The organism is Micromonospora sp. WMMD708 (assembly GCF_049315245.1).
In the GTDB taxonomy this organism is placed as follows: Bacteria; Actinomycetota; Actinomycetes; order Mycobacteriales; family Micromonosporaceae; genus Micromonospora; species Micromonospora wenchangensis.
Genome location: NZ_CP186060.1, coordinates 5158055 through 5183333 on the forward strand (window position 1 = coordinate 5158055; position 25279 = coordinate 5183333).

Here is a 25279-nt window from a genome sequence, read left to right on the forward strand (position 1 = left end):
CGGCGCGAGCGGTAGGAGCCGCCCGCCGGACGGTGCAAGACTGGTACCCATGCCTGAGCTGCGGTCGAGGACCTCCACCCACGGTCGGACGATGGCCGGCGCCCGGGCCCTCTGGCGGGCCACCGGGATGACCGACGACGACTTCGGCAAGCCGATCGTCGCCATCGCGAACAGTTTCACCCAGTTCGTCCCCGGTCACGTCCACCTGAAGGACATGGGTGGCCTGGTCGCGGACGCGGTGGCCGAGGCCGGCGGGGTGGGGCGCGAGTTCAACACCATCGCCGTGGACGACGGCATCGCCATGGGCCACGGCGGGATGCTCTACTCGCTGCCCAGCCGGGAGCTGATCGCCGACGCGGTCGAATACATGGTCAACGCGCACTGCGCGGACGCGCTGGTCTGCATCTCGAACTGCGACAAGATCACCCCCGGGATGCTGCTGGCCGCGCTGCGGCTCAACATCCCGACCGTCTTCGTCTCCGGCGGCCCGATGGAGGCCGGCAAGACGGTGGCGATCGAGGGGATCGTGCACTCCAAGATCGACCTGATCGACGCGATGATCGCCTCCTCCAACGAGGCGGTCACCGACGACCAGCTCGGCGAGATCGAGCGGTCCGCCTGCCCCACCTGCGGCTCCTGCTCCGGCATGTTCACCGCCAACTCGATGAACTGCCTCACCGAGGCGATCGGCCTGGCCCTGCCCGGCAACGGCTCGACGCTGGCCACCCACGCCGCGCGCCGGTCGCTGTTCGTCGAGGCCGGCCGGACCGCCGTCGCGATCGCCAAGCGCTGGTACGACCACGACGACGCCTCGGTGCTGCCCCGCGCCGTCGCCAACCGCAAGGCGTTCGACAACGCGGTCGCCCTCGACGTGGCGATGGGCGGATCGACCAACACGATCCTGCACCTGCTCGCCGCGGCCCGCGAGGCCGAACTCGACTTCGGCGTCGCCGACATCGACGCCATCTCCCGGCGGGTGCCCTGCCTGGCCAAGGTCGCCCCGAACTCGCCCAACTACCACATGGAGGACGTGCACCGCGCCGGTGGCATCCCGGCCATCCTCGGTGAACTCGACCGCGCCGGCCTGCTGCACCGCGACGTGCACGCCGTGCACTCCCCCTCGCTGGCCCAGTGGCTCACCGACTGGGACGTCCGGGGCGGCTCGCCGAAGCCGGAGGCGGTCGAGCTGTTCCATGCCGCGCCCGGCGGGGTGCGCACCGTCGAGCCGTTCTCCACCACCAACCGCTGGTCCACCCTGGACACCGACGCCGCGCAGGGTTGTGTGCGGGACCGGGAGCACGCCTACACCGCCGACGGCGGGCTGGCCATCCTGCACGGCAACCTCGCGCCGGAGGGCTGCGTGGTGAAGACCGCCGGGGTGCCCGAGGAGTGCCTGACCTTCCGGGGCCCGGCCAAGGTCTACGAGTCGCAGGACGACGCGGTCGCCGCGATCCTCGCCAAGGAGGTCGTCGCCGGGGACGTCGTGGTGATCCGCTACGAGGGCCCCAAGGGCGGCCCCGGCATGCAGGAGATGCTCTACCCCACCTCGTTCCTCAAGGGGCGCGGGCTGGGCCGGTCGTGCGCACTGCTCACCGACGGCCGGTTCTCCGGTGGCACCTCCGGGCTGTCCATCGGGCACGCCTCCCCCGAGGCGGCCTCCGGTGGGCTGATCGCCCTGGTCGAGCCCGGCGACGAGATCGTCATCGACATCCCGGCCCGGTCGATCGAACTGAACGTGCCCGACGACGTGCTGGAGGCCCGCCGGGTGGCGCAGGAGAAGCGGGACCGGCCGTACACCCCGCTCGACCGGCAGCGTCCGGTGTCCGCCGCCCTGCGCGCGTACGCCTCGATGGCCACCTCGGCCAGCGACGGCGCGTACCGCCGCGTCCCGGAGTAGTCCGGACCGGCGTCGCCCGCGCCGCCACATCGGCGATGTAGCGGTATCCCTATCCGGGGACACCGCTACATCGGCCCCGAAGAGTCGATCAACCGCCGACCCCCGTCAGGCGGTGACCGGGCCCTGGAGCAGTTCCCGGGCGTGGGCGATCGCGGCCGGGGTGTCGGGGAAGACCAGCCCGTCGCGGCGCAACTCGTCGGCCACCCCGAGGGTGGCGAGCACCTGGTCGTGGTCGGGGGTGATGCCGGAGAGCAGCACGGTGATCCCCCGTCCGCGCAGCCGCCCGATGGCATCGCCGAGCACGTGCGCGCCGGTGGCGTCCAGCGCCGACACCCGGGACATCCGCAGGATGACCACCCGGACGTCGGCCACCTCGGACAGTTCCAGCAGGAAGGTGTGCGCGGCGGCGAAGAACAGCGGCCCGTCCAGCCGGTACGCCACGATGTGCTCGGCCAGCAGGGCGTGTTCCTCGGCGCTGTGCTCGCCCCGGTCGAGCGGCACCTGTTCCAGCCGGGCGCTGCGGGCCACCGCGCGCAGCGCGATCACCACCGCCACGGCGACCCCGACGGCGACGGCGGTGACCAGGTCCCAGGCGACCGTGACGACGAAGGTGAGCACCAGCACCAGGGCGTCGCCCCGGGTGGCGCGGGCCAGCGCCCACAGCGATCCGGCCTCGATCATCCGTATCGTGGTGGCGAGCAGCACCCCGGCGAGCGCGGCGAGCGGGATCCGGCCGACCAGCGGGGCGGCGGCCAGCACGATCGCGGCGAGCGCCACCGCGTGGGTGAGCGCGGCCAGCTTCGATGCCGCCCCGGCGCGGACGTTGACGGCCGTACGGGCGATGGCGGCGGTGGCCGGGATGCCGCCGAACAGCGGCGAGGCGAGGTTGGCCAGGCCCTGACCGAACAGTTCCCGGTCCGGGTCGTGCCGTTGCCCGACGGTCATCCCGTCGGCGACGGTGGCCGACAGCAGGCTCTCCAGCGCGGCGAGCGCGGCCACCGCCAGCGCCGACGGCAGCAGCACGCCGACCGCGCCGGGGTCGAGGAAGCCCAGCGACGGCGCGGGCAGCCCCTGCGGCAGGGCACCGATCCGCACCAGGTCGAGCGGGAGGGTCTCGGCGAGCACCGTGGCAGCGGCCACCCCGAGCAGCGAGAACGGTACGCCGGGCCGGAAGCGTGCGCCGAGCAGCATCAGCGCCGCCACCCCGAGCGCGACGGCCAGCGCCACCGGCCGGGGGTGTACGGCGAACCGGGCGACGGCGTCGGCGGCGACGGCCCAGACCCGGTCGCCGTGCGCGTCGGTGACGCCGAGCGCGGCGGGCACCTGTTGCAGGGCGATGACCACGGCGATGCCGGCGGTGAAGCCCTCGATGACGGGGGTGGGCAGGTAGCGGACGTAGCGGCCGAGGCGGGCCAGGGCGAGGGCGATCAGCAGCAGCCCGGCCAGTGCGCCGACCATCAGCACCCCGGTCGGGCCGAACTGCTGCACCACCGGCACCAGCACCACGGTCATCGCCCCGGTGGGGCCGGAGACCTGGAGGTGGGAGCCGCCGAAGACGGCCGCCACCGCACCGGCGACGACGGCGGTGACCAGCCCGGCCTGCGCGCCCAGCCCGGAGGTGACGCCGAAGGCGAGGGCGAGCGGCAGGGCCACCACGGCCACGGTCAGCCCGGCGACCAGGTCCCGCCGGGGTGCGCGGCGTACCGCCTGCCAGTCGGCGCGGTCGGGCAGCAGGCCGAGGACCCGGTCGGCGACGGCGGTGGCGTTCACCGGCCCGGCCGGGCCGGCGGGCCGTTCGTGACGTGGGCGCGTGGCCCGTCGCCGCCTGCGGCGGGACCGGGTGGTCCGGCGGCGGGTGCGGTGCTGCCGGCGGTCGCTTCGGTGCCGGCGCGGAGTTCGCCGAGGAGGGCGTCGCGGTCGGTGAGGACGGTGCCGAGGATGCGTCGGCCGGCGGCCAGCAGGTCGGCCACGTCGGGGGTGCTCAGCGAGTACATCACCAGCGGGCCGTCCCGGTAGGAGGTGACCAGGCCGGCCCGGCGCAGCACGGCGAGCTGCTGGGAGAGGTTGGACGGCTCGACCCCGATGACGGCGAGCAGGTCGCGGACCGGCTTCGGCCCGTCCTGGAGCAGTTCGAGCACCCGGATGCGCACCGGGTGCCCGAGGGTGCGGAACAGCTCCGCCTTGGCCTGGTACAGCGGGACCGACACCCGGGACCTTCTTCCGTCGACATCGTGAACACTTTAGCACTTGCGAAATTCTTCAAGTCGACTGTCGCGTGGTTCGTGACTCCCGGTTCGTGGAGCGATGGCGAGGTCAGGCCGGGACGAAGCGGGCCGCGTCGGCGACCACGTACCCGTCGGTGCCCTCGGTGCGGATCAGCACGCTGCCGGCCGTACCCGCCGGGAACTGGTAGGTCCCCAGCGACACCCACTGCCCGCCCGACGTACGCTGGTCGACCACCCGGGTGGTCACCCCGCCGCCGTGCACCACGTCGACCGGGACGTTGCCGGCCCGGTTCGGGTCGGCGGTCCAGCGCAGGTGGACCGCCCAGCTCCCGGCCGTCGGCAGGGACGGGGTGAACCGCAGCCGGTTGACGCCCTTGCCGGTGTTGCCGTCGTGCTCGTAGTCCGACCCCCAGTAGCCGCCGATCGCGGTGCTGCCCACCCAGACACCGGCCCGGGTGACCCCGGCCGACTTGTTGTCCACCACGATCTCACCGTCGACGGTGGGCGGCCAGGCGAGGATCTGCCCGTCGGCGCGCAGCCGGGCCTGGAGGGCCGCCACGTCCACCTGCTGCACCGGCACCCCCGCGTCGATCGCCAGCTTCGCCGCCGTCGCCGCCGACTGGGCGAGGATCATGAAGACCGGTTCCATCCGGATCGACCCGTACGCGATGTGGGTGGCCGACAGGCAGACCGGCACGAACAGGTTGGCGCACTGCCCGGCGGCGGGCACGACCGACCGGTAGCTGACCGGGTACGGGCCGGGGACCCCGACCTGCACGTCCCCCTCGTTCTTCACCAGCCCGTTCACCACCACCCGCTGGCAGTTGTGCGAGTCCATGGTGTAGCTGGCCAACCCGATCGAGTCGGCGGCCCGCACGCCGCCCCGGCAGTCCCGCTCGGTCATCACGTACGCCGAGACCATCCGGCGGGCCTCGCGGACGTAGAGCTGCGGGGGCCAGTTGCCGGTGGCGGTGAACTCGTCGGCGGCCAGGCCCCAGGCGACGGTGCCCGCCCGGACCGACGCCGGTAGCCGGGGGTCGTTGGCCAGGAACCACATCAGGCCCTGCTGGTACGTCAGGTGGTCGGCGACCATAGCCTGCCGCTGCGCCCGGGTCGCCGTCGGGTAGGCGTGGTTCGCGGCGATGAAGTCGGTGGAGAACGCCCCGGTGTTGTTCGAGTCGGTCTTGCCGCCGCCGACGCTCTGGGTGGTGAAGAACGGCCCCGGGTAGCCGGCCTGCACGTACCGCAGCAGCAGTTCGTAGTCGGCCGGGTCGTAACCGGCCGGCTGGGGGAACGGGACCCGCCCGGCGTCCCGGGTCAGACACATCCGGAAGTTGTACGCCTGGATCCGGTCGTCGCCGGTGCCGTTGGGCGCGACCGGGGCGGCGGAGATGCCGGGGAGTAGGCCGCTGGCCGGGCTGCCCGGCACCACGTACGGGTCGACGGGCCGGGTGAACTGGTGTTCCCCGCGCAACTGCACCCCGTTGACGGTCTCGCCGTACGCGGTGTTGGCCTCCCGCCCGACGGTGTACGACACCCCGGCGGCGGCCATCAGGTCACCCTCGTACGTGGCGTCGACGAACATCGGGCCGGTGAAGAGCTGCCCGTGCGCGGTGACCAGCCCGGTGATCCGGTCGCCGGCCCGCTCGACCGTGGCCAGCGGGGCGTCCAGGTAGACCGGGACCGCGTGCTCGGTGAGCAGGTCGTCGAAGACCTCAGCGGCCACGTGCGGCTCGAAGACCAGCCGCATCGGCGAGTCGGGGGTGACCGGGGTGCCCTGGTAGCGGGCGTACACCCGGCGGTAGAACTCCCCGGCGAGGCCGCCGATGGCGGCGCTGGTGCCGCTGTCGGTGTAGCCGAGCCCGCCGGTGGTGAGCCCGCCGACGTGGCTGCCCGGTTCGACGATCACGGCGGTGCCGCCGAGCCGGCGCATCTGCACGGCGGCCATGATGCCGGCTGACGTCGCGCCGTAGACCACCAGGTCGACGGTGACGGTGCCGGCGGCCAGGGCGGGCAGGCCGAGCCCGGTGCCGGCGGCGACGACGAGGGTGGCCCCGCCGAGGCGGAACAGGTGGCGGCGGGTGAACGCGGACGACATCACGGCTGCCCTTCGAACGAGGGGAGGAGCGCGCCGCCGCACCCGGAACGCATCGACCCTCGCTGATCGCACCGGGGCTGTCAAGGGGCGGCCCGCCCCTTGACAGCCGGCGGGGGGCGGCACCCCGTCCGGTCAGCCCGTCGTAGCCCCGGTCGCGTCGTCGACCAGGTCGTTGACGCAGCGCAGCACCGGCCGGCCGGTCAACGCCGCCGGGTCCAGCGGGGTACGGGAACTCACCGTGAACGTGACCGACTCCCCCGGCAGCAGGGTGACCAGCGCGGTGTCCACCTCGGCGGCCGGGTCGAGCCGGTCCGGGAACAGCGTCAGGTCCCGCAGCACGGTCCGCGCGGTCACCCGGACCCGCTGGCCGCCGTCGACCGGTTCCACCGTCGCCTCGTAGCGGGCCGCCGGCCACTGCGCGTCCCGGTCCTCGGCGAAGAACCACAGCGCCCGCTCGGCGGTGTCACCGGCCTCGGCGACCAGCAGTTCCCGGCGTTCCTCCTCGGCCACCGCCAGGTCCGCCGGCAGCGGCACCGTCACCGCCGCGTACGCGGGCACGTCGAGCGGGTACGACGTCTTCGCCCTCGGCTCGCCGGTCAGGGTGGACCGGGTCACCGTCACCGGGGCCCGCCACGGGGTGCCGGTCTCGTTCACCGCCACCAGCACCAGCCCGCCGTCGCGGGGTTGGACGGTGAGCAGCCGGTCGGCGTACGCCCGGCGCAGCGCGTACCACAGGGGTTTGCGGCGACCGTCGCCGTCGACGGCCGACCAGGAGGTGACCGGCCAGCAGTCGTTGAGCTGCCAGACGATGGTGCCCGAGCAGACGTCCCGGTGGGCGCGGAAGTGTTCCACCCCCAACTGGATCGCCCGCGCCTGGTTGAGCTGGGTCAGGTAGTGCCAGTCGTCGAAGTCGGCCGGGGCGGGCAGGTGCGCGTCGAGCCCGCGTCGCAGCTTGGCGTCCCCGTCGGCGGCCTTCTGGTGGTGGGCCATCCCCGGCGAGTCGGGCGCGAGCGGATCGTCGGACAACGCCCGGCGCAGCGTCGCGTACGCCGGGGGTGCCTGGTAGCCGAACTCGGCGACGAACCGGGGGACGTACTCGCGGTACTTCGTGTAGTCGTCGGTGTTCCAGACGTCCCAGATGTGTGTGGTGCCGTGCGCCGGGTCGTTGGGGTGGACCGCCTCGCTGCCCGACCACGGGCTGCCCGGCCAGTACGGGCGGGTCGGGTCCAGCTCACCCATCACCCGGGGTAGCAGGTCGAGATAGAAGCCCCGCCCCCAGCTCCGGCCGGCCAGCGGCTCCTGCCAGTCCCAGTCGTGCCAGCCCCAGATGTTCTCGTTGTTGCCGGTCCACAGCACCAGCGACGGGTGCCCGGCCAGCCGGGTCACCTGCTCCCGCGCCTCCGCCTCGACCTCCGTGCCGAACGGCTCCTCCTCCGGGTACGCCGCGCAGGCGAACAGGAAGTCCTGCTGCACCAGCAGGCCGCGCTCGTCGGCCAGGGAGTAGAAGTCGGTCGACTCGTACCGGCCACCGCCCCAGACCCGCAGCAGGTTGACGTTGGCGTCGGCGGCCTGGGTGAACCGGTGGGCCAGCCGGTCGCGGGTGACCCGGGTGGGGAACGCGTCGTCGGGGATCCAGTTGACCCCCCGGACCAGCACCGGCACGTCGTTGACGTGCAGGGTGAACGGGGTGCCGTGGGCGTCGGGGGTGGTGTCCAGGCGTACCGAGCGGAAGCCGATCCGCTGCGACCAGGTGTCCAGCGTGCGGCCGTCGGCCGTCGCCAGGGTCACCGTCAGCGGGTGCAGTGGCTGTGCGCCGTACCCCCGGGGCCACCACAGCTCGGGGTCGGCGACGGTGAGGGTCAGCGCGGCCGTGCGCCGGCCGGCGGGGACGGTCGCCTCGCCGGTGACGCCGGCGACCTCGGCGCGGACGGTCAGCGGCACGTCGGCCACCCGCTCGACCTCGACGTGCAGCTCGACCCGGCCCTGCCCGTCGACGACCGTCACCAGTGGACGGACGGTGCCGAGCCGGGCGGTGGACCAGGCGTGCAAGCCGATCTCCTGCCAGATCCCGGCGGTGACCAGCGTCGGCCCCCAGTCCCAGCCGAAGTTGCAGGCCATCTTGCGGATGAACGGGAACGGCTCCGGGTAGGCGTTGGGCCGGTCACCGAGCCGGTCCCGCTGCGCCTCGGCGTACCGGTACGCCGAGGCGAACCGGACGGCGAGGGTGTTCTCCCCCGGCCGCAGCGCCGGGGCCACGTCGAACCGGTACGACCGGTGCATGTTCGCGGTGCGGCCGACCTCGACGCCGTTGAGGGTGAGCGTGGCGACCGTGTCCAGCCCGGCGCAGAACAGGTCGACCCGGTCGTCGTCGCCGGACCGGTGCACGAACGTGGTCGCGTACTCCCAGTCGGTGCGGCCGATCCAGGCCAGCGTCGTCTCGTTGGCATCGAGGTAGGGGTCGTCGATCAGACCGGCGGCGAGCAGGTCGGTGTGCACGCAGCCCGGTACGGTGGCGGGCACCGCCCGGCCGGCGACGGCATCGGGCACCTGCGGCCCGGACACCGCGCGCAGCTGCCATCCCTCGTGCAACGCCTGACGGTTCACGACTTCACCGCGCCTTCCATGATTCCCCGGACGATCTGCCGGCCGCCGACGAAGAGCATCACCAGCAGCGGGACCGTGGCGATGAACGCCCCCGCGAGCACCCGACGGTAGATGACGTAGTTGCCGCTCGCCAGGTCGGAGACGGCCACCATCGAGGTCGGATAGTCGGTGCCGCTGAGCGTGATCAGCGGCCACTGGAAGTCGTTCCAGGTGGCCACGAAGGTGAGCAGGCCCAGCACCGCCAGGGCCGGGCGGATCGCCGGCAGCGCGATGCTGCGGTAGATCCGCATGGTGGTCGCCCCGTCGACCCGGGCCGACTCGACCAGCTCGTCGGGAACGCTGTTGACGATGAACTGCCGCATGTAGAACACCCCGAACGCGGTGACCAGGCCCGGCGCGATGACCGCCAGCAGGGTGCCGTTCCAGCCGAGCCGGCCCATCACGATGTAGAGCGCGACGATGCCGAGCTGGTTGGGCACGGTGAGGGTGAGCACGACGAGCAGCATCAGCGCGTTGCTGCCCCGGAACCGCAGCTTGGCGAAGGCGAACCCGGCCAGCGAGCAGAAGAACAGCACCGAGGCGGTCACCACGGTCGACACGATGACGCTGTTGACCAGGGAGGCGGCGAAGTAGACGTCCTGGAGCGAGAAGACCTCCTCCAGGTTGGCCAGGAACCGGTCGCCGGGCACCACCGCCGGGGGCAGCTTCGCCAGCGCCTCGTCGTCGCTGGTGGCGATGACGAACATCCAGTACAGCGGGAACGCGGCGAACAGGAAGGTCAACGACAGCAGCAGGTACGTGCCGAGGCCGGCCGGGGTGTCCTGCGGCGCGCGGCCCGACAGGGCGGGCCGGCGCCGGCGGGCCGGTCGGGTGGGTCGCGGCGGGGCGGCGGCGGTCATCGGTGACCCCTTTCGTTCGCGACTGCGGGACTCCGCTGCGCTGCGTTCCTCGCGCTCACCGGCGACCCCTTTCGTTCGCGACTGCGGGACTCCGCTGCGCTGCGTTCCTCGCGCTCACCGGCGTCCCCCTGACAGGCGGTTGGTGAGCAGGGTGTTGAGCCCGGTGACCAGCAGGATGATCAGGAACAGTGCCCAGGACATCGCGGCGGCGTAGCCGAGGTTGAGGTCCTTCCAGCCGACCTTGTAGATGAGCTGGGCGATGGTCTGCCACTCGCCGTTCGGTCCGCCGGTGGCGGCCTGCGCGTTGAGGTCGAACAGCATCGGCTCGGTGAACAGTTGCAGCCCGCCGATGGTGGACAGCACCACCGTGAACACGATCACCGGCTGGATCATCGGCACGGTGATCCGCCACAGCTGCCGCCACGGGCCGGCCCCGTCGATCGCCGACGCCTCATAGACGTCACGCGGGATGGACTGCATGGCGGCCAGGTAGAGCAGGGCGTTGTAGCCGATCCACTTCCAGTTGACCATGGTGGCGATGGCGATCCACGCGTGCGGCTTGTCGGCCCGCCAGTCGATCGCGGCGTCCCCCGTCCCGCCGATGCCCACCTCGGCGAGCAGCCAGTTCGCCATCCCGAAACTGCGGGAGAAGAAGACGCTGAACACCATCGTCGAGGCCACGATCGGGGTGACGTACGGCAGCAGCACCCCGACCCGCCACCAGGTCTGCGCCCGCAGCCTGCGGTTGAGCAGCGAGGCGACCACCAGCGCCAGCAACAGTTGCGGCACCGAGGAGAGCAGGAAGATGCCGAAGGTGTTGTAGAGCGCGTTCCCGAAGTCCTCGTCGCCGACCAGCCGGGTGAAGTTCGCGAACCCCGCCCAGTAGGGGAGGGTGGGGTCGTCGAGCCGGTAGTTGCGCAGCGCGACGACCCCGTTGAACAGCAGCGGGAACAGCCCGAAGACGCCGAACAGCAGGAAGAACGGCGCGACCATCAGGTAGGGCAGGTAGCGCAGGTCGAACCGGTACAGCCGGTCGCGCCAGCCGGTCGACCGGTCGCCGGCCCCGGAGGCCGCGCGCTGCGGACCGGTGCGGTGCGGTGACGGCGGCACGGCACGGGTGGTGGACACGGGGCACCCTCCAGGGCCGGGGACGGTACGGGGGCGGGGCGGCGTACGGGTCAGGAGGTGCGGGCCTTCTCCGCCTCCTTGACCGCCTCGGCCCAGGCGGCGTCCGGCTTCAGCGTCCCGTTCTGCACCCGGTTGATGACGTTCTCCACGGCCACCCGGGTCGGGCCGTTCCGCTTGCCCAGGTACTGCGGGGTGAGCCCCTGCGCCATCGTCGGGAAGATCTGCCCGACCGGCGCGTCGTGGAAGAACGGGTTCTTGAACTCGGCGATCGCCGGGTCGGCGTAGAGCGCCGGCTGCGAGGGCAGGTTGCCGACCTTCTTGAAGATCTCGATCTGCTGCTCCGGCTGGACCAGCCACTCCAGCAGCTCGTACGCCTCGTCGACGTGCCTGCTCTGCTTCGGGATGGTGAGGAACGAGCCGCCCCAGTTGCCGCCGCCACCGGGCACCGCGGCGATGTCCCACTTGCCCTGGGTGCCGGGCGCGGTGTCCTTGATGTGGCCGAGCATCCACGCCGGGCAGGCGAGGACGGCGAACGAGCCGGCGGTGAAGCCCTTGTCCCAGTCGGCCTGGAAGCTGGCCAGGTTGGCCGACAGACCGGCCTGGACCGCCCTGATCGTGTAGTCGAACGCGACCTTGGGACCCTGCTCCATCCGGAGCTGTTCCTGTTCGTCGTAGAAGCCGACGGGCTGCTGGCCCAGGATCGGGTTGAACAGGTTGGTGCCGGAGTCGAGGAACTTCTTCTTCGTCCGGCCGGTGTAGTCCTGGCCGACCTGGATGAACCTGTCCCAGGTGGGCCAGAGGGCGGAGACCTGGTCGCGGTCGGTGGGCAGCCCGGCGGCGGCGAACAGGTCGGTGCGGTAGCACATGGCCAGGCCGCCGACGTCGGTGCCGAGGCCGATCTGGGTCTTACCGTCGGCCGACAGTGACTGCTTCCACTTCCACGGCAGGTACCTGCTCTCGTACGAGCCGGCGCCCTTGTCGAGCAGGTTGACGAACTTGTCCGACTGGCTGCGGAACTGGACCATGAAGCCCTCGTCGATGGCGGCGATGTCGGCCGCTCCGGAGCCGGCGACGAGCTTCTTCTGGAGATCCTCGTGCTGGGCGTTGTACTCGCCCGAGTTGAGTTGGATCTTGATGTTGGGGTGGTCGGCCTCGTAGCGGGTCTTGAGGTCCTGGAGACCGAAGTCGCCCCAGAAATTGATCTTCAGGGTGACCTGGCCACCGCCGTCCGAGCCGGTGGTGCTCCTGCCGCTGCACGCCGCGACCAGCGTCAGGCTGACGGCACCGACCGCCGCCGCGCGGGCCCAGCGGGTCCAGGACCGTGTCATCTCATCCTCCGCGCACGCTTGTGGAACGCTCCACGCATCGAGGAACGTCGACTGAACCGGATAAGTGAGGCCACCGTACGGGCCGCCCCGTGCACTGTCAACGGCCGGTTAACGACGACCCCGGGCGGTAACCCGGGCCGCCCCGAAAGCCTTTCCGGCATGCCTGTCCACGCCTTCCGGCAGGTGGAAAGGCACCGGTCACTGGTGGCGGCGCACAGGCCGACCGGCACACTTAACCGAGCAAGCGAATCAGGCGCCCCCGCCGAACGGGACCGGCCACGGCCGGGGACGACGGCCGACGGGGGCACCGGTAGCGTGAGGACCGCCGGTGACCCCGGCCCGAGAACGGCCTGCCCAGGCCGCGAGAAGTGGAGGAAACCGCCGGTGAAGCGGCCGACCATCGCCGACGTCGCCCGACGCGCCGGAGTGTCCAAGGGCGCGGTGTCGTACGCGCTCAACGGGCAGCCGGGCGTCTCGGAAGCCACCCGGCAACGCATCCTGGCGATCGCCACCGAGATCGGATTCAGCCCGAGCAGTGCCGCCCGCGCGCTCTCCGGCGCCACCGCCAACGCCGTCGGCCTGGCCCTGTGCCGACCGGCCCGGATACTCGGCATCGAACCGTTCTTCATGGAGCTGATCAGCGGCGTCGAGGCCGAACTCTCCGCCCGGTCGTACGCGCTGACCCTCCAGGTGGTGGCCGACCAGGAGGCGGAGATCGCGGTCTACCGCCGGTGGTGGGCCGAACGGCGGGTCGACGGGGTCCTTGTCTGCGACCTGCGGACCGACGACATCCGGGTGCCCGCCCTGGAGGAGCTGCAACTACCCGCCGTGGTGATCGGCGGGCCGAGGCACACCGGCACGCTGGCCCACGTCTGGTCGGACGACGCGGCGGCGCTCGCCGAGGCGGTGGAGTACCTGGTCGCCCTCGGCCACCGCAGGATCGCCCGGGTCGGCGGGCTGCCGTCGCTGCTGCACACCGAGATCCGTACCGACGCGTTCGCCGAGGTGTGCGGCCGGCTCGGGCTCACCGACGCGGCGACCGTCTGGTCGGACTACACCGGCGAGGAGGGCGCACGCGCCACCCGGCGGCTGCTCAGTTCCGCCCACCGCCCGACCGCGGTGATCTACGACAACGACGTGATGGCTATCGCCGGGCTGGCCGTGGCCCAGGAGATGGGCCTCGGCGTCCCCACCGATCTGTCCATCGTGGCCTGGGACGACTCCCCGCTGTGCCAACTGGTGCACCCGCCGCTGACCGCGCTCGGCCGGGACATCCCCGCCTACGGCGCGCACGCCGCCCGACAGTTGCTCGCCGTCATCGCCGGTGAGCCGGTGCGCGGGCTCCAGGACGAGACGGCGCACCTCACCCCCCGGGGCAGCACCGCCCCGCCCCGGTCAAGGTGAACCGGTTCATCCCGACCCGGCCCGACCATCAACGGGATGTCGTCGGGAACTCCGCGAAGTACGCCTCGACCCGCTCGGCGGTGGCCGGACGCGCCAACGCGAACCCCTGCCCGTACCGGCAGCCGGCCCGGGTGGCCCGCGCCACGTCCGGCTCCGACTCCAGCTCGGCCATCACCACGGTCACCCCCAGTCGCTCCCCCAACCCCACCACCACGTCGATCAACGGTCGGGAGTCCTCGTCCGGGTCGACCGGCCGGGGCTGCACCTTCAACAGGTCGATCGGCAGCCGACGCAGCTGGGCCAGGGAGGCGTGCTCGGCCCGGAAGCTGTCCAACGCGGTACGTACCCCCAGCGACCGCAGGCCGGCCAGCCGGGCCACCACCGTGGGCAGGTCGGCCCCGAGCCGCGACTCGGCGATCTCCAGCACCAGCCGCTCCGCCGGGACCCCGTGTCCGGCCAGCACCGCCGCCACCCGGGGCACCAGATCCGGCGCCAACAGCTCGGCGAGGGTGACGTTGACCGCCAGCCACAGCTCCCGGCCCCCGGCCGACCAGTCGGCGAGCTGCCGGCAGGCCCGGTCGAGCACCCACCGGCCCAGCTCCCCCAGCAGACCCAGATCCTCGGCGACCGGCAGGAATTCGGCCGGCAGCACGGTGCCCAGCACCGGACTGCGCCAGCGCAGCAACGCCTCGATGCCGGCCGGTCGCCGGTCGGCCAGCGCCAGCACCGGCTGGTAGACCAGGTCCAACTCGCCCCGGGCCGCCGCGCCGGGCAGCTCCCGTTCCAGGTCCAGCCGGCGGACCAGCTCCTCCTCCAGGCAGGCGTCGTACCACTCGACCCGGTTGCGGCCGAGCTGGACGGCCCGGCGGCGCGCCAGGTCGGCCTGGCGCACCGCGTCCTGCGGCGACGTCGCGGCCAGCTCGGTCAGGCCCACGCCGACCCGGAGCCGGGCCATCCCGGTCGGCACCGGACACGGCTCGGTCAACGCGGCCAGCAGCCGCTCGCCCAACGCGTACGCCGGGACCGGGCCGGCGTCGGTGACCACCGCGAACTCCTCACCTGACAACCGGGCGACCAGGTCCCGGGGGCCGACCACGTCGCGCAGCCGGCGGGCGGTGGTGGCCAGGAGCGGGTCCGGGCCGGCGGCTTCCCGCGCCGGGCCGAGCCCGTGCACGTCGAGCAGGAGGAGCGCGCCGGGGGTGCCGCCCCGTTCGTCGAGCACCCGCAGCAGCTCCCGCCGGGTGGACAACCCGGTGAGCGGGTCGGTGGCCGCGCCCCGGCGACGCTCACGCTCGGACCGGCGGCGGTCACCGACGTCGCGGACGTGCAACACCACCGCGGCCACCTCCGGCACGGTCCGCTGGTCGCTCACCGTCGACTCGGTCTCCCGCCAGCCGCCGTCACCGGTCCGCATCCGGGCCACCAGCAGCGGCGCGACGGCATCGCCTGACAGTGGCGCGACGGGATCGCCGGACGGTGGCGCGACGGCGTCGCCCGGGGACGGCGCGGCGTCCCGGCCCGGCCGTCCGGCCAGCCGGGCCAGGACGCCCGGCGCGTCGTCCGGATGCAGCAGGTCGGCCAGCGGCCGCCCGCACACCGCCTCCTGGCGCAGCCCGAACCAGCGTTCACCGGCCGCCGAGAGCCAGCGCACCCGCAACCCGTCGTCGAGAACGAGGACCAGGTCACGACCGCCGGCGACCAGCGTGCGGAAGTACACCTCGCGGGCGGCCAACCGCCCGGCCCACCGCCGCTGGTCGGTCACGGAGATCAGTTCCCGGGCCACCAGCGGCGGGATCACCGCCAGCCCCAGCAGGACGGCGGTCGGGGTGAAACCGCCGACGAACGCCAGATGACCGGCGGCCGCCACGCTCGCCACCGCCGCCGGTGCGGTCACCCGGGGCCAGGCCGGCGCCGGACCGGTCGGGACCGTCGGGTCGCCCGCCGCGACCCGGGCCATCCCGGCGGCCGTCAGCAGGGCCCCGCCGACCAGCAGCGGCACCGCGGTCAGCAGCGCCACCGAGGGGGCCCGGTAGGCCAGCAGCACCACCAGGTCGGCCAGACCGAGCAGGACCGCCGCCACGCCGAGCCGGCACCGGGCCGCGCCAGGATGGCCACGGTGCCCGGCCGACGCGCCCACCAGCAGCCCGGCCAGGACACCCGCGCCCGCGACGGTGACCACCCGGACCACCGGGGGCACCGGGCCGGGCGGGACCAGCACCCAGCCGGCGAAGAGCAGGGCGGTGCCGAGGCCGAGGAGGTCGACGCCGCGCCGCCACCGGGCCCGGGGCGTCAGCCGGGAGCGGCCTGGCAGCAGGAACAGGCCCAGCGCGTAGCCGAGCGTGGCCGTGCCGAGCCCGACCGCCGCGACCTCGGCCCGGTGGAACGCCGGTGCCAGCGGTAGCACCGCCACGGTCGTCCCGACCACGGCCGCCGCGACGGTGAGCAGGACGGCGGCCCGGCGGTGCGGGACGCGACGGTCCGGCCTGCCGCCGGCGGTGAGGCGGAGCAGCCGGGCGGCAGCCACGGCACAGCCGCCCGCGCCGGCCGTCGTGGTGGCGGCCAGCGGCGCGACGGCGTCGACCAGGGCGGCGGCGACGAGGAGGAACGCGACCAGCAGGGTGAGCCCCACGGGTGCGGACGATGGGCGGCGGAGGGGACGGTCGACGGTCACGGCGGTCACCTTCGTGAGGGGGACACGGCGCGGTGCGGCTGAGGGTTAGCGGTTCAACGAGGCACCATCCGCCCGGTTACGCCCTCCGGTCGTGACCTACATCACCGGGTAGTGCCGGTCGCGGCCGCCCCACCGCCCGCCCGGCGCCGCCCCGGCCCCGGGTGGAATCATCGGGGGGTGAGTCGCGCCGACACCATCCGCTTCCGGCACAACCAGGCCATCCTGGTCGCGGCCGTCATCGCCACCATCGGCGCGCTGCCCCTGGCCGCCGCCCGGTGGTACCTGCTGCCGGTGCTGCTGGTCCCGCTGACCGTCGCGGTCTGGGCCTGGCGCTCCGGCACCGACGCCGACCCGCGCGGGCTGCGGCTGCGGGCGCTCGCCGGGGGCCGGCGCATCCCCTGGGAGCAGGTCGTCGAGTTGGCCGCCGACCCGCGCGGCCGGGCCGTCGTCCGGCTCACCGACGGCCACCAGCTGCCACTGCCCGCCGTCCGGGGTGTCGACCTGCCCCGGCTGGTCGCGGTCACCGGGCAGGCCCTGCCCGACGCGCGCTGAGCCGGCGCACCCCCACCGGCAGGTCGGCCCCGCCCGGGTCAGTAGCCGTCGACCACCGTGTTGACCAGCGGTGACCCGGCGACGAACCGGCGCACCTGCTCCCCCACCAGCCGGTACGCCCGGGGCAGCAGCCCGCGTACCGAACCGGCGACGTGCGGGGTGAGCAGTACGTTCGGCAGTTCCCAGAGCGGATGGTACGCCGGCAGCGGCTCCGGGTCGGTCACGTCCAACGCCGCCCGTAGCCGGCCCGAGGTCAGCTCCGCGACCAGCGCCGCCGTGTCCGCCACCGGGCCCCGGGCGGCGTTGACCAGCAGCGCCCCGTCCGGCATGGCGGCCAGGAACGCGGCGTCGACCAGCCCCCGGGTGGCATCGGTCAGCGGCACCAGCAGCACCACCACGTCGGCCTCCGGCAGCAGGCACGGCAGCTCGGTCACCGCGTGCACCCCCTCGTCCGGCCGGGCGGTCCGGGCGACCAGGGTGAAGGTGACGTCGAACGGGGCCAGCCGGGCCCGGACCGCCGCGCCGATCGAACCGGCCCCGACGATCAGCACCCGCTTGCCGGTCAGCTCGTCGGTCGGCGCGACCCGGTCGTACGCCCACTCCCGGCGGGCCTGGGCGCGGGCCAGCTCGGGAAAGCCGCGCAGCTGGGCGAGGATCGCGGTGACCACCCACTCGGCGGTGCCGGCGTCGTGCACCCCCCGGGCGTCGCAGAGGGTGACCCCGGCGGGCACCCGGCCCGTCCAGGCGTCCGCCCCGGCGGAGAGCAGCTGCACCACCGCCAGATCGGGCAGCCGGTCCAGCATCGCCGTGGTGTCCGCCCCGGCCAGGAACGGCGGCACCCAGAAGCGGACGTCGGTCGGGTCACCTGGCGGATTCGCCGGGTCGGTCCACGGCTGTACCGTGACACCGGCCGGGACGGAACCGAGCAGCTCGACCCCTTCGGGGTGCGGAATCCATACCTTCACGCGTGCCGACGATAGCCCTCCGGCGGGTGGGCGGCACCGACGGGCCGCAGGACGACGCCGTACCGGGCGGCGCCGCCGACGGCCACGGGTGACGGTCGGGCGGGACGGGTATAACCGGGGGTCGGAACGCCGAACGGTGTCCTCCCCCACGACGGCAGACAGGTGGTCGATGACCGAACGCACCGTACGGCCGGACCTGGACATCGCCGCGCTGGCCGATCCGGCCCGGCTGCGCTCGCTGACCGAGACCGGCCTGGACGCCACGCCGGACGAGGCGTTCGACCGGTTCGCCCGGCTGGTCAGCGACCTGCTCGACGTGCCGGTGGCGCTGGTCTCGCTGGTCACCGAGACCCGGCAGTTCTTCCCCGGCGCGGTCGGGCTGCCCGAGCCGTGGGCCGCCCGCCGGCAGACCCCGCTGAGCCACTCGTTCTGCCAGCACGTGATCGACACCGAGATCCCGCTGGTGCTGCCGGACGCCCGGCTCTACCCCCGGGTGCGGGACAACCTGGCCGTGCCGGAGCTGGGCGTCGTCGCGTACGCCGGGATGCCGCTGACCGACCTGGACGGCCGGGTGCTCGGCTCGCTGTGCGCGATCGACAGCAAACCCCGGGCCTGGACGAAGGCACAGCTACGGACGCTTGCCGACCTGGCGGCGGCCTGCTCGTCGGAGCTGCGGCTACGGATCGCGCTGGACGCGGCCGAGGCGGCCCGCCGGCTGGTCGAGCAGGCACACGAACGGCTCAACCTGCTCGCCTCGCTGAGCGAGGAGCTGACCGGGACGCTCGACGTGGAGACGGCGGTGGGGCGGCTGGCCGACGCGGTGGTGCCCCGGCTGGCCGACTGGGCCATGGTGACCCTGATCGACCAGGGCGGCACCCCCCGCTGGGTGACCGCCGTGCACCGCGACCCGGCCCGCGCCGCCGACATCACCCGGTTCGGCGAGGTCGCGCTGCACCGGCTCGGCCCCGCCTCGGTCACCCGGACGGTGCTGCGGACGGGCCAGCCGGTGCTGCGCGGCGTGGCCGACCTGGACGACGTCCGGCGGGCCAGCGACGCCCCGGAACTGGTGGCCCTCGCCGAACGGCTGGGCTTCGCCTCGCACCTGACCGTGCCGGTGCCGGCACCGGGCCGGGGCACGGTGATGGGCGCGGTCACCCTGGTCAACGGGCCCGACCGGCGGGCCTTCGACGACGACGACCTGGGCACCGCGCTGGAGATCGGCCGCCGCGCCGGGCAGGCGGTCGGCAACGGCTGGATCTACGGCGAGCAACGGCACGTCGCCGAGGTGCTGCAGCACAGCATGCTGCCGCAGTTGCCGCAGAGCCCGTGGGTGGAGCTGGCGGCCCGCTACCAGCCGGCCGCCGACCGGGTGGAGGTGGGCGGCGACTGGTACGACGCCTTCGTCCAGCCCGACGGCGACCTGGTGGCGGCGATCGGGGACGTCGCCGGCCACGACATCGAGGCTGCCGCGACCATGGGGCAGCTGCGCAACCTGGTGCGGGGCAACGCGTTCGGTCGGGACGACCCGGTCGAGGAGCTGATGCGGCGGTTGGACGCCACCATCTCGGGGTTGTGCATCCCGACCGCCGCCACGGCGGTGCTGGCCCGGCTGCGGCCGGTCCCGGGCGGGGTGGCGGTCACCTGGTGCAACGCCGGTCATCCCGCGCCGCTGCTGGTCACCGCCGACGGCACGGTACGGCTGCTCGACGGCCGGCGGGAGCCGCTGCTGGGGTTGACCCGGCCGACCCCGCGCACCGGGGCGGAGGCGCTGCTCGCCCCCGGGGACACGCTGCTGCTCTACACCGACGGGCTGGTGGAGCGGCGGGACCAGTCGATCGACGAGGGGATGGCCCAGTTGTGCGCCCGGGTCGCCGCCGCCGGCACCCGTCCCGCCGCCGACCTGTGTGACCTGCTGCTCGGCACCGGTCACCGGCGCGAGGACGACGTGGCGCTGCTGGCCCTGCGGGCCCGCTGAGGCGGTCACCGGCCGGTGCGCCGTCCCCGGTGGCCCGGCCGACCGGGATTCGCGGGCTAGGCTGGGGCGGGTGAGCGCCCGTCTCCCGTACCCCCGTACCGTCCGGGTCCGCGCGGCCCTGGCGGCCTCCGGTGCCGCGCTGCTGCTGACCGGGTGCAGTTTCGGCCCGCCGGAGCCCGATCCGGCCGGTGAGCCCCCCAACCTGCCGACCCCGTCGGCGTCGGCGAACACCCCCGAGCAGCAGGTGGTGGCCACGGTGCTGGCGAAGGGCCTGCGGGTGCCGTGGGGCATCGCCTTCCTGCCCGACGGGGCGGCGCTGGTCACCGAGCGGGACAGCGGCAGGATCCTCAAGGTCGGGCCGGAGTCGGGGCCGCAGGGGTTGACCGTCACCCCGGCGCAGACCGTGCCGGGGGTGGCCGCGTCCGGCGAGGCGGGCCTGCTCGGCATCGCCGTCTCCCCGGCGTACGCGCAGGACCGGACGGTCTTCGTCTACTACACCACCGAGCAGGACAACCGGGTGGCCCGGTTGACGCTGGGCGGCACCCCCACGCCGGTCCTGACCGGCATCCCGAAGTCCGGCAACCACAACGGCGGCGGGTTGGCGTTCGGCCCGGACGGGCAGCTCTACGTCAGCACCGGCGATGCCGGTGACCGGGGCGCCGCCCAGGACAGGGCCAGCCTGGCCGGCAAGATCCTGCGGATCACCCCGAACGGCAAGCCGGCGGCGGGTAACCCGTTCCCCGGCTCGCCGGTCTGGTCGCTGGGGCACCGCAACGTGCAGGGCCTGGCCTGGGACTCCGGGAAACGGATGTACGCCACCGAGTTCGGGCAGAACACCTGGGACGAGATCAACAAGATCGACAAGGGCGCGAACTACGGCTGGCCGACGGTGGAGGGGCAGGCCGGCGACGGCAGGTTCGTCGATCCGATCGTGCAGTGGGGCACCGACGAGGCGTCCTGCTCGGGGCTGGCCGCCACGGGTCGGCTGCTGGCCGCCGCCTGCCTGCGCGGCGAGCGGCTCTGGCTGGTGGAACTGACCGACGCCGGCTCGGTGCTCGGCGCGCCCCGGGAACTGCTCACCGGGAAGTACGGTCGGTTGCGGGCGGTCGCCGCCGCCCCGGACGGTTCGCTCTGGGTCTCCACCTCCAACCACGACGGGCGGGGCCAGCCGGCCCCGGAGGACGACCGGCTGCTGCGGCTGGTCTTCGCCGACGGCGGGGCCGGCCGGAGCTGACGACACGCCGACGGGCCGGACAGCCGGGCAGGTACCGGGCGGATCGGCCGTCCGTCTGTCGGGTTTGCCAAGATCTTTCACGGGGCAGGTCAGAATCTCATCATGGGCGGTCAGGAGAACGAGCAGCGCGGACCCGGGGAGACGGACCTTCCCGACCGGCGTGAGCGACGCTGGCGGACCTGGTGGTCGGCCCTGCGGTCGACCCGGGCCCGACGGGCCGGCGTGGTGCTGGCGGTGCTGCTGGTCGCTCTGACCGGGACGGTCATCGGGGTGTTCGCCGGTGGTCGGGTCAGCACCGACATCGGCCCGTTCCGCGCCGACCTGACCCTCGTCCCGGCGGTGCGGGGCGGCACCACCGTCGACATCCCCCCGCTGGGCGCGCTCCAGCTCGACAGCCACCAGGGTCCCACCCACCTGACGGTCGGGCTCGGCGCGCTGGACCAGCGCAAGACCGAGGCGTTGATCGACGACCCGGCCAGCATCAGCCGGGCCAGCCAGTCGGCGGTGACCGACGTCCGCAACGGGGTGTTGCGGCTCGGGCTGCGTACCCTCGGCGCGGCCGTGCTGGTCACCCTGATCCTGGCGGCGCTGGTCTTCCGGGACACCCGGCGGACCGCCTGGGCCGGCGGGGTGGCGCTGGTGGTCACCGCCGGCAGCCTCGGCCTGGCGGCCGGCACCGTCCGCCCGCAGGCCATCGAGGAACCCCGCTACGAGGGCCTGCTGGTCAACGCCCCGGCGATCGTCGGTGACGCGCGGCGGATCGCCAACGACTACAGCCGCTACGCCGAGCAGTTGCAGCGGCTGGTCGGCAACGTCAGCCAGCTCTACACCACCGTCTCGGCGCTGCCGGTGTACGAACCGGCGCCGGGCACCACCAGGGTGCTGCACGTGTCCGACATGCACCTCAACCCGACGGGCTGGCAGCTGATCCGCACCGTGGTCGAGCAGTTCGGCATCGACGTGGTGATCGACACCGGTGACCTGACCGACTGGGGCAGCGAACCCGAGGCGTCGTACGTCGGCTCGATCGGGCTGCTCAAGAAGCCGTACGTCTACATCCGGGGCAACCACGACTCGCCCCGGACGGCGGCGGCGGTGGCCCGGCAGCCGAACGCGGTCGTGCTGAACAACTCGACCACCACCGTCGCCGGGCTGACCATCGCCGGCATCGGCGACCCGAGGTTCACCCCGGACAAGGAGACCTCTCCGGCCGGCAGCGGGCTCACCTCGCAGGTCGCCAACCAGGTGATCGGTGCCGGCGAGACGCTCGCCACCACGGTCCGCGACTCGCCGCGACCGGTGAACATCGCGCTGGTGCACGACCCGGCCTCGGCCGGCCCGCTCTCGGGCACCTGCCCGCTGGTGCTGGCCGGGCACACCCACGCCCGGCAGATCTCGAAGCTGCCGCAGGTGCCGGGCCAGCAGCCGACGCAGCTGATGGTGGAGGGCTCGACCGGCGGTGCCGGGCTGCGCGGCCTGGAGGGCGAGAAGCCGACCCCGCTGTCGATGACGGTGCTCTACTTCGACCAGCAGAAACTGCTCCAGGCCTACGACGACATCACGGTCGGCGGCACCGGGCAGGCCCAGGTGAACCTGGAGCGGCACGTGATCCGGGACCCGGCGAAGGGCGCCGACGTCCCGGTCACCCCCACCCCGACCCGGGGCGGCTCGGAGTCCCCGTCGCCCTCCGGGACCGACCCGACCCCCACCTCGCCGACCCCCAGCCCGACCAGCTGACCCACCAACGGCAGGCCCGCCCGCAGCGACGCGCCGCCCGCGGCGGCCGGGCGGCGGGCAGCGGCCGCAGCGGGCGGGCAGCGGCCGGCCGGACCAGGCCAGGCCGGGCCGCGCCAGCACAGGGTGCGGTCAGGGCGGGGTGCGGTCAGCGCAGCGACAGGGCGGCCAGGGCGGCGTTGACGATGCTGCCGGGGAGCAGGTCGTGCAGCTCGTACAGCTCGCGGACGCTGCCGGACTGGCCGAACTCGTCCACCCCCAGCGGCACCGCCGGCACCCCGAGCGCCGAGCCGAGCCAGGCCATCGCGTGCGAGGCGGCGTCGTGCACGGTCACCAGCGGCGTACGGTCCCCGAACGCCGCCCGCAGCGCGCCCGGGACGCTCGGCACGGTCGCCGTGCGTACGCCCTGGCGCAGGGTACGCTGCCAGGCCCGGTAGAGCCGGTCCAGGCTGGTCACGTCGACCACGTGCGCGGCGATGCCCTCCTCGGCCAGCTCGGCGGCGGCGGCCAGCGTCTCCGGCAGCACCGCCCCGGAGGCGGCCAGGGTCACCACCGGCGCGTCGGCCAGCTGCGGGTACGCCTGGTGCGCGTCCACCAGCCGGTACGCCCCGGCGACCACCTGCCGGCGCAACACCGCGTCGCCGAGGCGGACCCGGGCCGCCTCGAACGGCGACTGGTCCAGCGGGCGGGTGCTCAGCCGGAAGTAGTACGCCCCGTCCTCGGCGGGCGCGGCGGTGGCGGCCGGTGCCGAACCCTGCGCGATCTGCCCGAACGCGTCACAGAGCAGCCAGTCGAGGCTGGTCGCGTACGCCGGTTCGCAGAGGGTGACGCCGGGCAGTTCCAGGCCGACGGACGCGGTGATGGTCGACTGGTGGGCACCGCCCTCCGGGGCCAGGGTGACGCCCGACGGGGTGCCGGCCACCACGAACCGGGAACCCGAGTAGGTGCCGTAGAGGAACGCGTCCAGCCCGCGCAGCACGAACGGGTCGTAGACCGTGCCGACCGGCAGCAGCGGCTGCCCGGACAGATCCCAGGACAGGCCGAGCTGCCCCAGCAACAGGAACAGGTTCATCTCGGAGATACCCAGCTCGATGTGCTGGCCGGCGGGGCTCTCCGTCCAGCGCAGCATCCGGTCCTCCGACCAGGAGCGCCGCTCGGTGGGGGCGAACACCCCGGTCCGGTTGATGAACCCGGCGAGGTTGGTGGAGGTGGCCACGTCCGGCGCGGTGGTGACCAGGTAGGGCGCGACCTGCGGGTCCCGGGCCAGCTCCACCAGCACCCGGCCGAAGGCCTCCTGGGTGGAGACCGGCTTCTGCGTGCGTACCCCGGTGGCGTCGGGGACGGTGACCCGGAGCGACCGTTGGCGGGGCGCGCGGGCCAGCGCCTCGCGGCGCGCGCCGGCCCGGATGCCGGCCGGGCTCGCCGGGTCGAGGCGGTCCCACTCGGTCGCGACGGTCAGGCCGTGCTCCGTCCGCAGCGCGTCGACCTGGGCCGTGGACAGCAACGCCGAATGGTTGCGCGGGTTGCCGGCGATCGGCAACCCCCACCCCTTGACCGTGTACGCGAAGACGACGCTGGGCCGGTCGGTCACCGCGTCGCACTGGGCATACGCGTCGAGCATCGCCGCCAGGTCGTGCCCGCCCAGGTCGGTGACGAGCGGGGCCAGTTCCTCGTCGGTCAGGTCGGCGATGAACCCGGCGATACCGTCGGGTGCGCCGTCCAGGAACTGCCGACGCAGTGCCGGCCCGGTCAACCCGAACAGCGACTGGTACTGCTCGTTGGGCATCCGGTCGATCCAGTCGCGCAGTGCCGCCCCGCCCGGCCTGGCGTACGCCTGCGCGAGCCGGCGGCCGTACTTGACCTCGACGACGTGCCAGCCGGCGGCCTCGAACTGCCCGCGCCACTGGTCGATCCGGATGCCGGGTACCACCCGGTCCAGCGACTGCCGGTTGAAGTCGACGAGCCACATCACGTTGCCGAGGCCGGTGGTGGCCGGGTCGGCGACCGCCTCCCAGATGTTCCCCTCGTCCAGTTCGGCGTCGCCGATCAACGCGACGAACCGGGAGTGCGGGCGGGCCCCGAAGTGGGCGTCGACGTAGCGGCGGGTGACCGCCGCGAACAGCGGGGCCGCCGCGCCCAGCCCGACCGAGCCGGTGGAGAAGTCCACCGCGTCCGGGTCCTTCGTCCGCGACGGGTACGACTGCAACCCGCCCCGCGCCCGCAGCCGCGTCAGGTACGACCGGTCCAGGTTGCCCAGCAGGTATTGAATCGCGTGGAACACCGGGGAGGCGTGCGGCTTGACCGCCACCCGGTCCTCGGCGTCCAGGTGGGCGAACCACAGCGCGGTCATCGCGGTGACCAGGGAGGCACTCGACGCCTGGTGGCCGCCGACCTTCACCCCGTCGCCGGTGTCCCGGTCGTGGTTGGCCGCGTCCACGATCCGGGTGGCGAGCCACAGCACCCGTCGCTGGATCTCGTCGAGGACGTCGAGGTCGTGCTCGTTCACGGGAACTCCATCCGGGCGTCGCCGTTGACGCCCTCTGGTGGGGGTCGCGCGGGTCGCGC

At 73.8% G+C, this 25279-nt stretch carries 15 protein-coding genes and 1 pseudogene; 6 read left to right on the top strand and 10 right to left on the bottom strand.

Features of this window, described 5'->3' with window-relative positions; all coding sequences use genetic code 11:
- The first annotated feature begins 49 nt into the window (after positions 1 to 49).
- Positions 50 to 1897 carry a dihydroxy-acid dehydratase gene (gene ilvD / locus ACN260_RS22725; protein WP_422752946.1) on the top strand — a complete coding sequence of 616 codons (1848 nt, stop codon included), beginning with the start codon at positions 50 to 52 and terminating at the stop codon, positions 1895 to 1897.
- 105 nt (positions 1898 to 2002) lie between these two features.
- Here the strand turns inward: ilvD and ACN260_RS22730 are convergent, their stop codons facing one another.
- The 7 genes and pseudogenes from ACN260_RS22730 to ACN260_RS22760 form a co-directional block, all read right to left on the bottom strand.
- Positions 2003 to 3667 (bottom strand): SulP family inorganic anion transporter, encoded by a 1665-nt coding sequence (locus ACN260_RS22730; protein WP_422752947.1) that lies wholly within the window; start codon positions 3665 to 3667, stop codon positions 2003 to 2005.
- A 107-nt stretch (positions 3668 to 3774) separates the two neighbouring features.
- A pseudogene (locus tag ACN260_RS22735) lies at positions 3775 to 4104 on the bottom strand (ArsR/SmtB family transcription factor); the annotation flags it as partial.
- Between the two features lie 106 nt (positions 4105 to 4210).
- Positions 4211 to 6220: an FAD-dependent oxidoreductase gene (locus tag ACN260_RS22740; RefSeq protein ID WP_422752948.1), complete on the bottom strand. Its 2010-nt coding sequence runs from the start codon at positions 6218 to 6220 to the stop codon at positions 4211 to 4213.
- 132 nt (positions 6221 to 6352) lie between these two features.
- Positions 6353 to 8824 (bottom strand): glycoside hydrolase family 2 protein, encoded by a 2472-nt coding sequence (locus tag ACN260_RS22745; RefSeq protein WP_422752949.1) that lies wholly within the window; start codon positions 8822 to 8824, stop codon positions 6353 to 6355.
- Entirely contained in the window at positions 8821 to 9723 is a 903-nt protein-coding gene (locus ACN260_RS22750; protein ID WP_422752950.1) for a carbohydrate ABC transporter permease, read from the bottom strand. Before ACN260_RS22750 ends, ACN260_RS22745 begins: the two co-directional genes overlap by 4 nt.
- Positions 9724 to 9837: 114 nt before the next feature.
- Positions 9838 to 10851, bottom strand: coding sequence for a carbohydrate ABC transporter permease (locus tag ACN260_RS22755; RefSeq protein WP_422752951.1), 1014 nt, complete (start codon positions 10849 to 10851; stop codon positions 9838 to 9840).
- A gap of 50 nt (positions 10852 to 10901) precedes the next feature.
- Entirely contained in the window at positions 10902 to 12179 is a 1278-nt protein-coding gene (locus tag ACN260_RS22760; protein WP_422752952.1) for an extracellular solute-binding protein, read from the bottom strand.
- Positions 12180 to 12563: 384 nt separating this feature from the next.
- Between ACN260_RS22760 and ACN260_RS22765 the strand changes: the two genes are divergently transcribed.
- A complete protein-coding gene (locus tag ACN260_RS22765) occupies positions 12564 to 13583 on the top strand; it encodes a LacI family DNA-binding transcriptional regulator (RefSeq protein ID WP_422752953.1) in 1020 nt (339 codons plus the stop codon).
- Between the two features lie 28 nt (positions 13584 to 13611).
- Here ACN260_RS22765 and ACN260_RS22770 read toward each other — a convergent pair whose 3' ends face one another.
- The gene (locus ACN260_RS22770; RefSeq protein ID WP_422752954.1) at positions 13612 to 16212 is read right to left on the bottom strand and encodes a putative bifunctional diguanylate cyclase/phosphodiesterase; all 2601 of its coding nucleotides are present in this window, start codon (positions 16210 to 16212) and stop codon (positions 13612 to 13614) included.
- A gap of 219 nt (positions 16213 to 16431) precedes the next feature.
- Between ACN260_RS22770 and ACN260_RS22775 the strand changes: the two genes are divergently transcribed.
- A complete protein-coding gene (locus ACN260_RS22775; protein ID WP_302741084.1) occupies positions 16432 to 16806 on the top strand; it encodes a PH domain-containing protein in 375 nt (124 codons plus the stop codon).
- Positions 16807 to 16844: 38 nt separating this feature from the next.
- Here ACN260_RS22775 and ACN260_RS22780 read toward each other — a convergent pair whose 3' ends face one another.
- Positions 16845 to 17771 carry a 2-hydroxyacid dehydrogenase gene (locus ACN260_RS22780; RefSeq protein WP_422752955.1) on the bottom strand — a complete coding sequence of 309 codons (927 nt, stop codon included), beginning with the start codon at positions 17769 to 17771 and terminating at the stop codon, positions 16845 to 16847.
- Positions 17772 to 17940: 169 nt separating this feature from the next.
- Between ACN260_RS22780 and ACN260_RS22785 the strand changes: the two genes are divergently transcribed.
- The 3 genes from ACN260_RS22785 (at position 17941) to ACN260_RS22795 (ending at position 22717) form a co-directional block, all read left to right on the top strand.
- Positions 17941 to 19746 (top strand): GAF domain-containing SpoIIE family protein phosphatase, encoded by a 1806-nt coding sequence (locus ACN260_RS22785; protein ID WP_422752956.1) that lies wholly within the window; start codon positions 17941 to 17943, stop codon positions 19744 to 19746.
- 70 nt (positions 19747 to 19816) lie between these two features.
- Positions 19817 to 20980, top strand: coding sequence for a PQQ-dependent sugar dehydrogenase (locus ACN260_RS22790; protein WP_422752957.1), 1164 nt, complete (start codon positions 19817 to 19819; stop codon positions 20978 to 20980).
- A gap of 102 nt (positions 20981 to 21082) precedes the next feature.
- The gene (locus ACN260_RS22795; protein ID WP_422752958.1) at positions 21083 to 22717 is read left to right on the top strand and encodes a metallophosphoesterase; all 1635 of its coding nucleotides are present in this window, start codon (positions 21083 to 21085) and stop codon (positions 22715 to 22717) included.
- Between the two features lie 145 nt (positions 22718 to 22862).
- Here ACN260_RS22795 and ACN260_RS22800 read toward each other — a convergent pair whose 3' ends face one another.
- Positions 22863 to 25220 carry a transketolase-like TK C-terminal-containing protein gene (locus ACN260_RS22800; RefSeq protein WP_422752959.1) on the bottom strand — a complete coding sequence of 786 codons (2358 nt, stop codon included), beginning with the start codon at positions 25218 to 25220 and terminating at the stop codon, positions 22863 to 22865.
- Positions 25221 to 25279 lie beyond the last annotated feature (59 nt).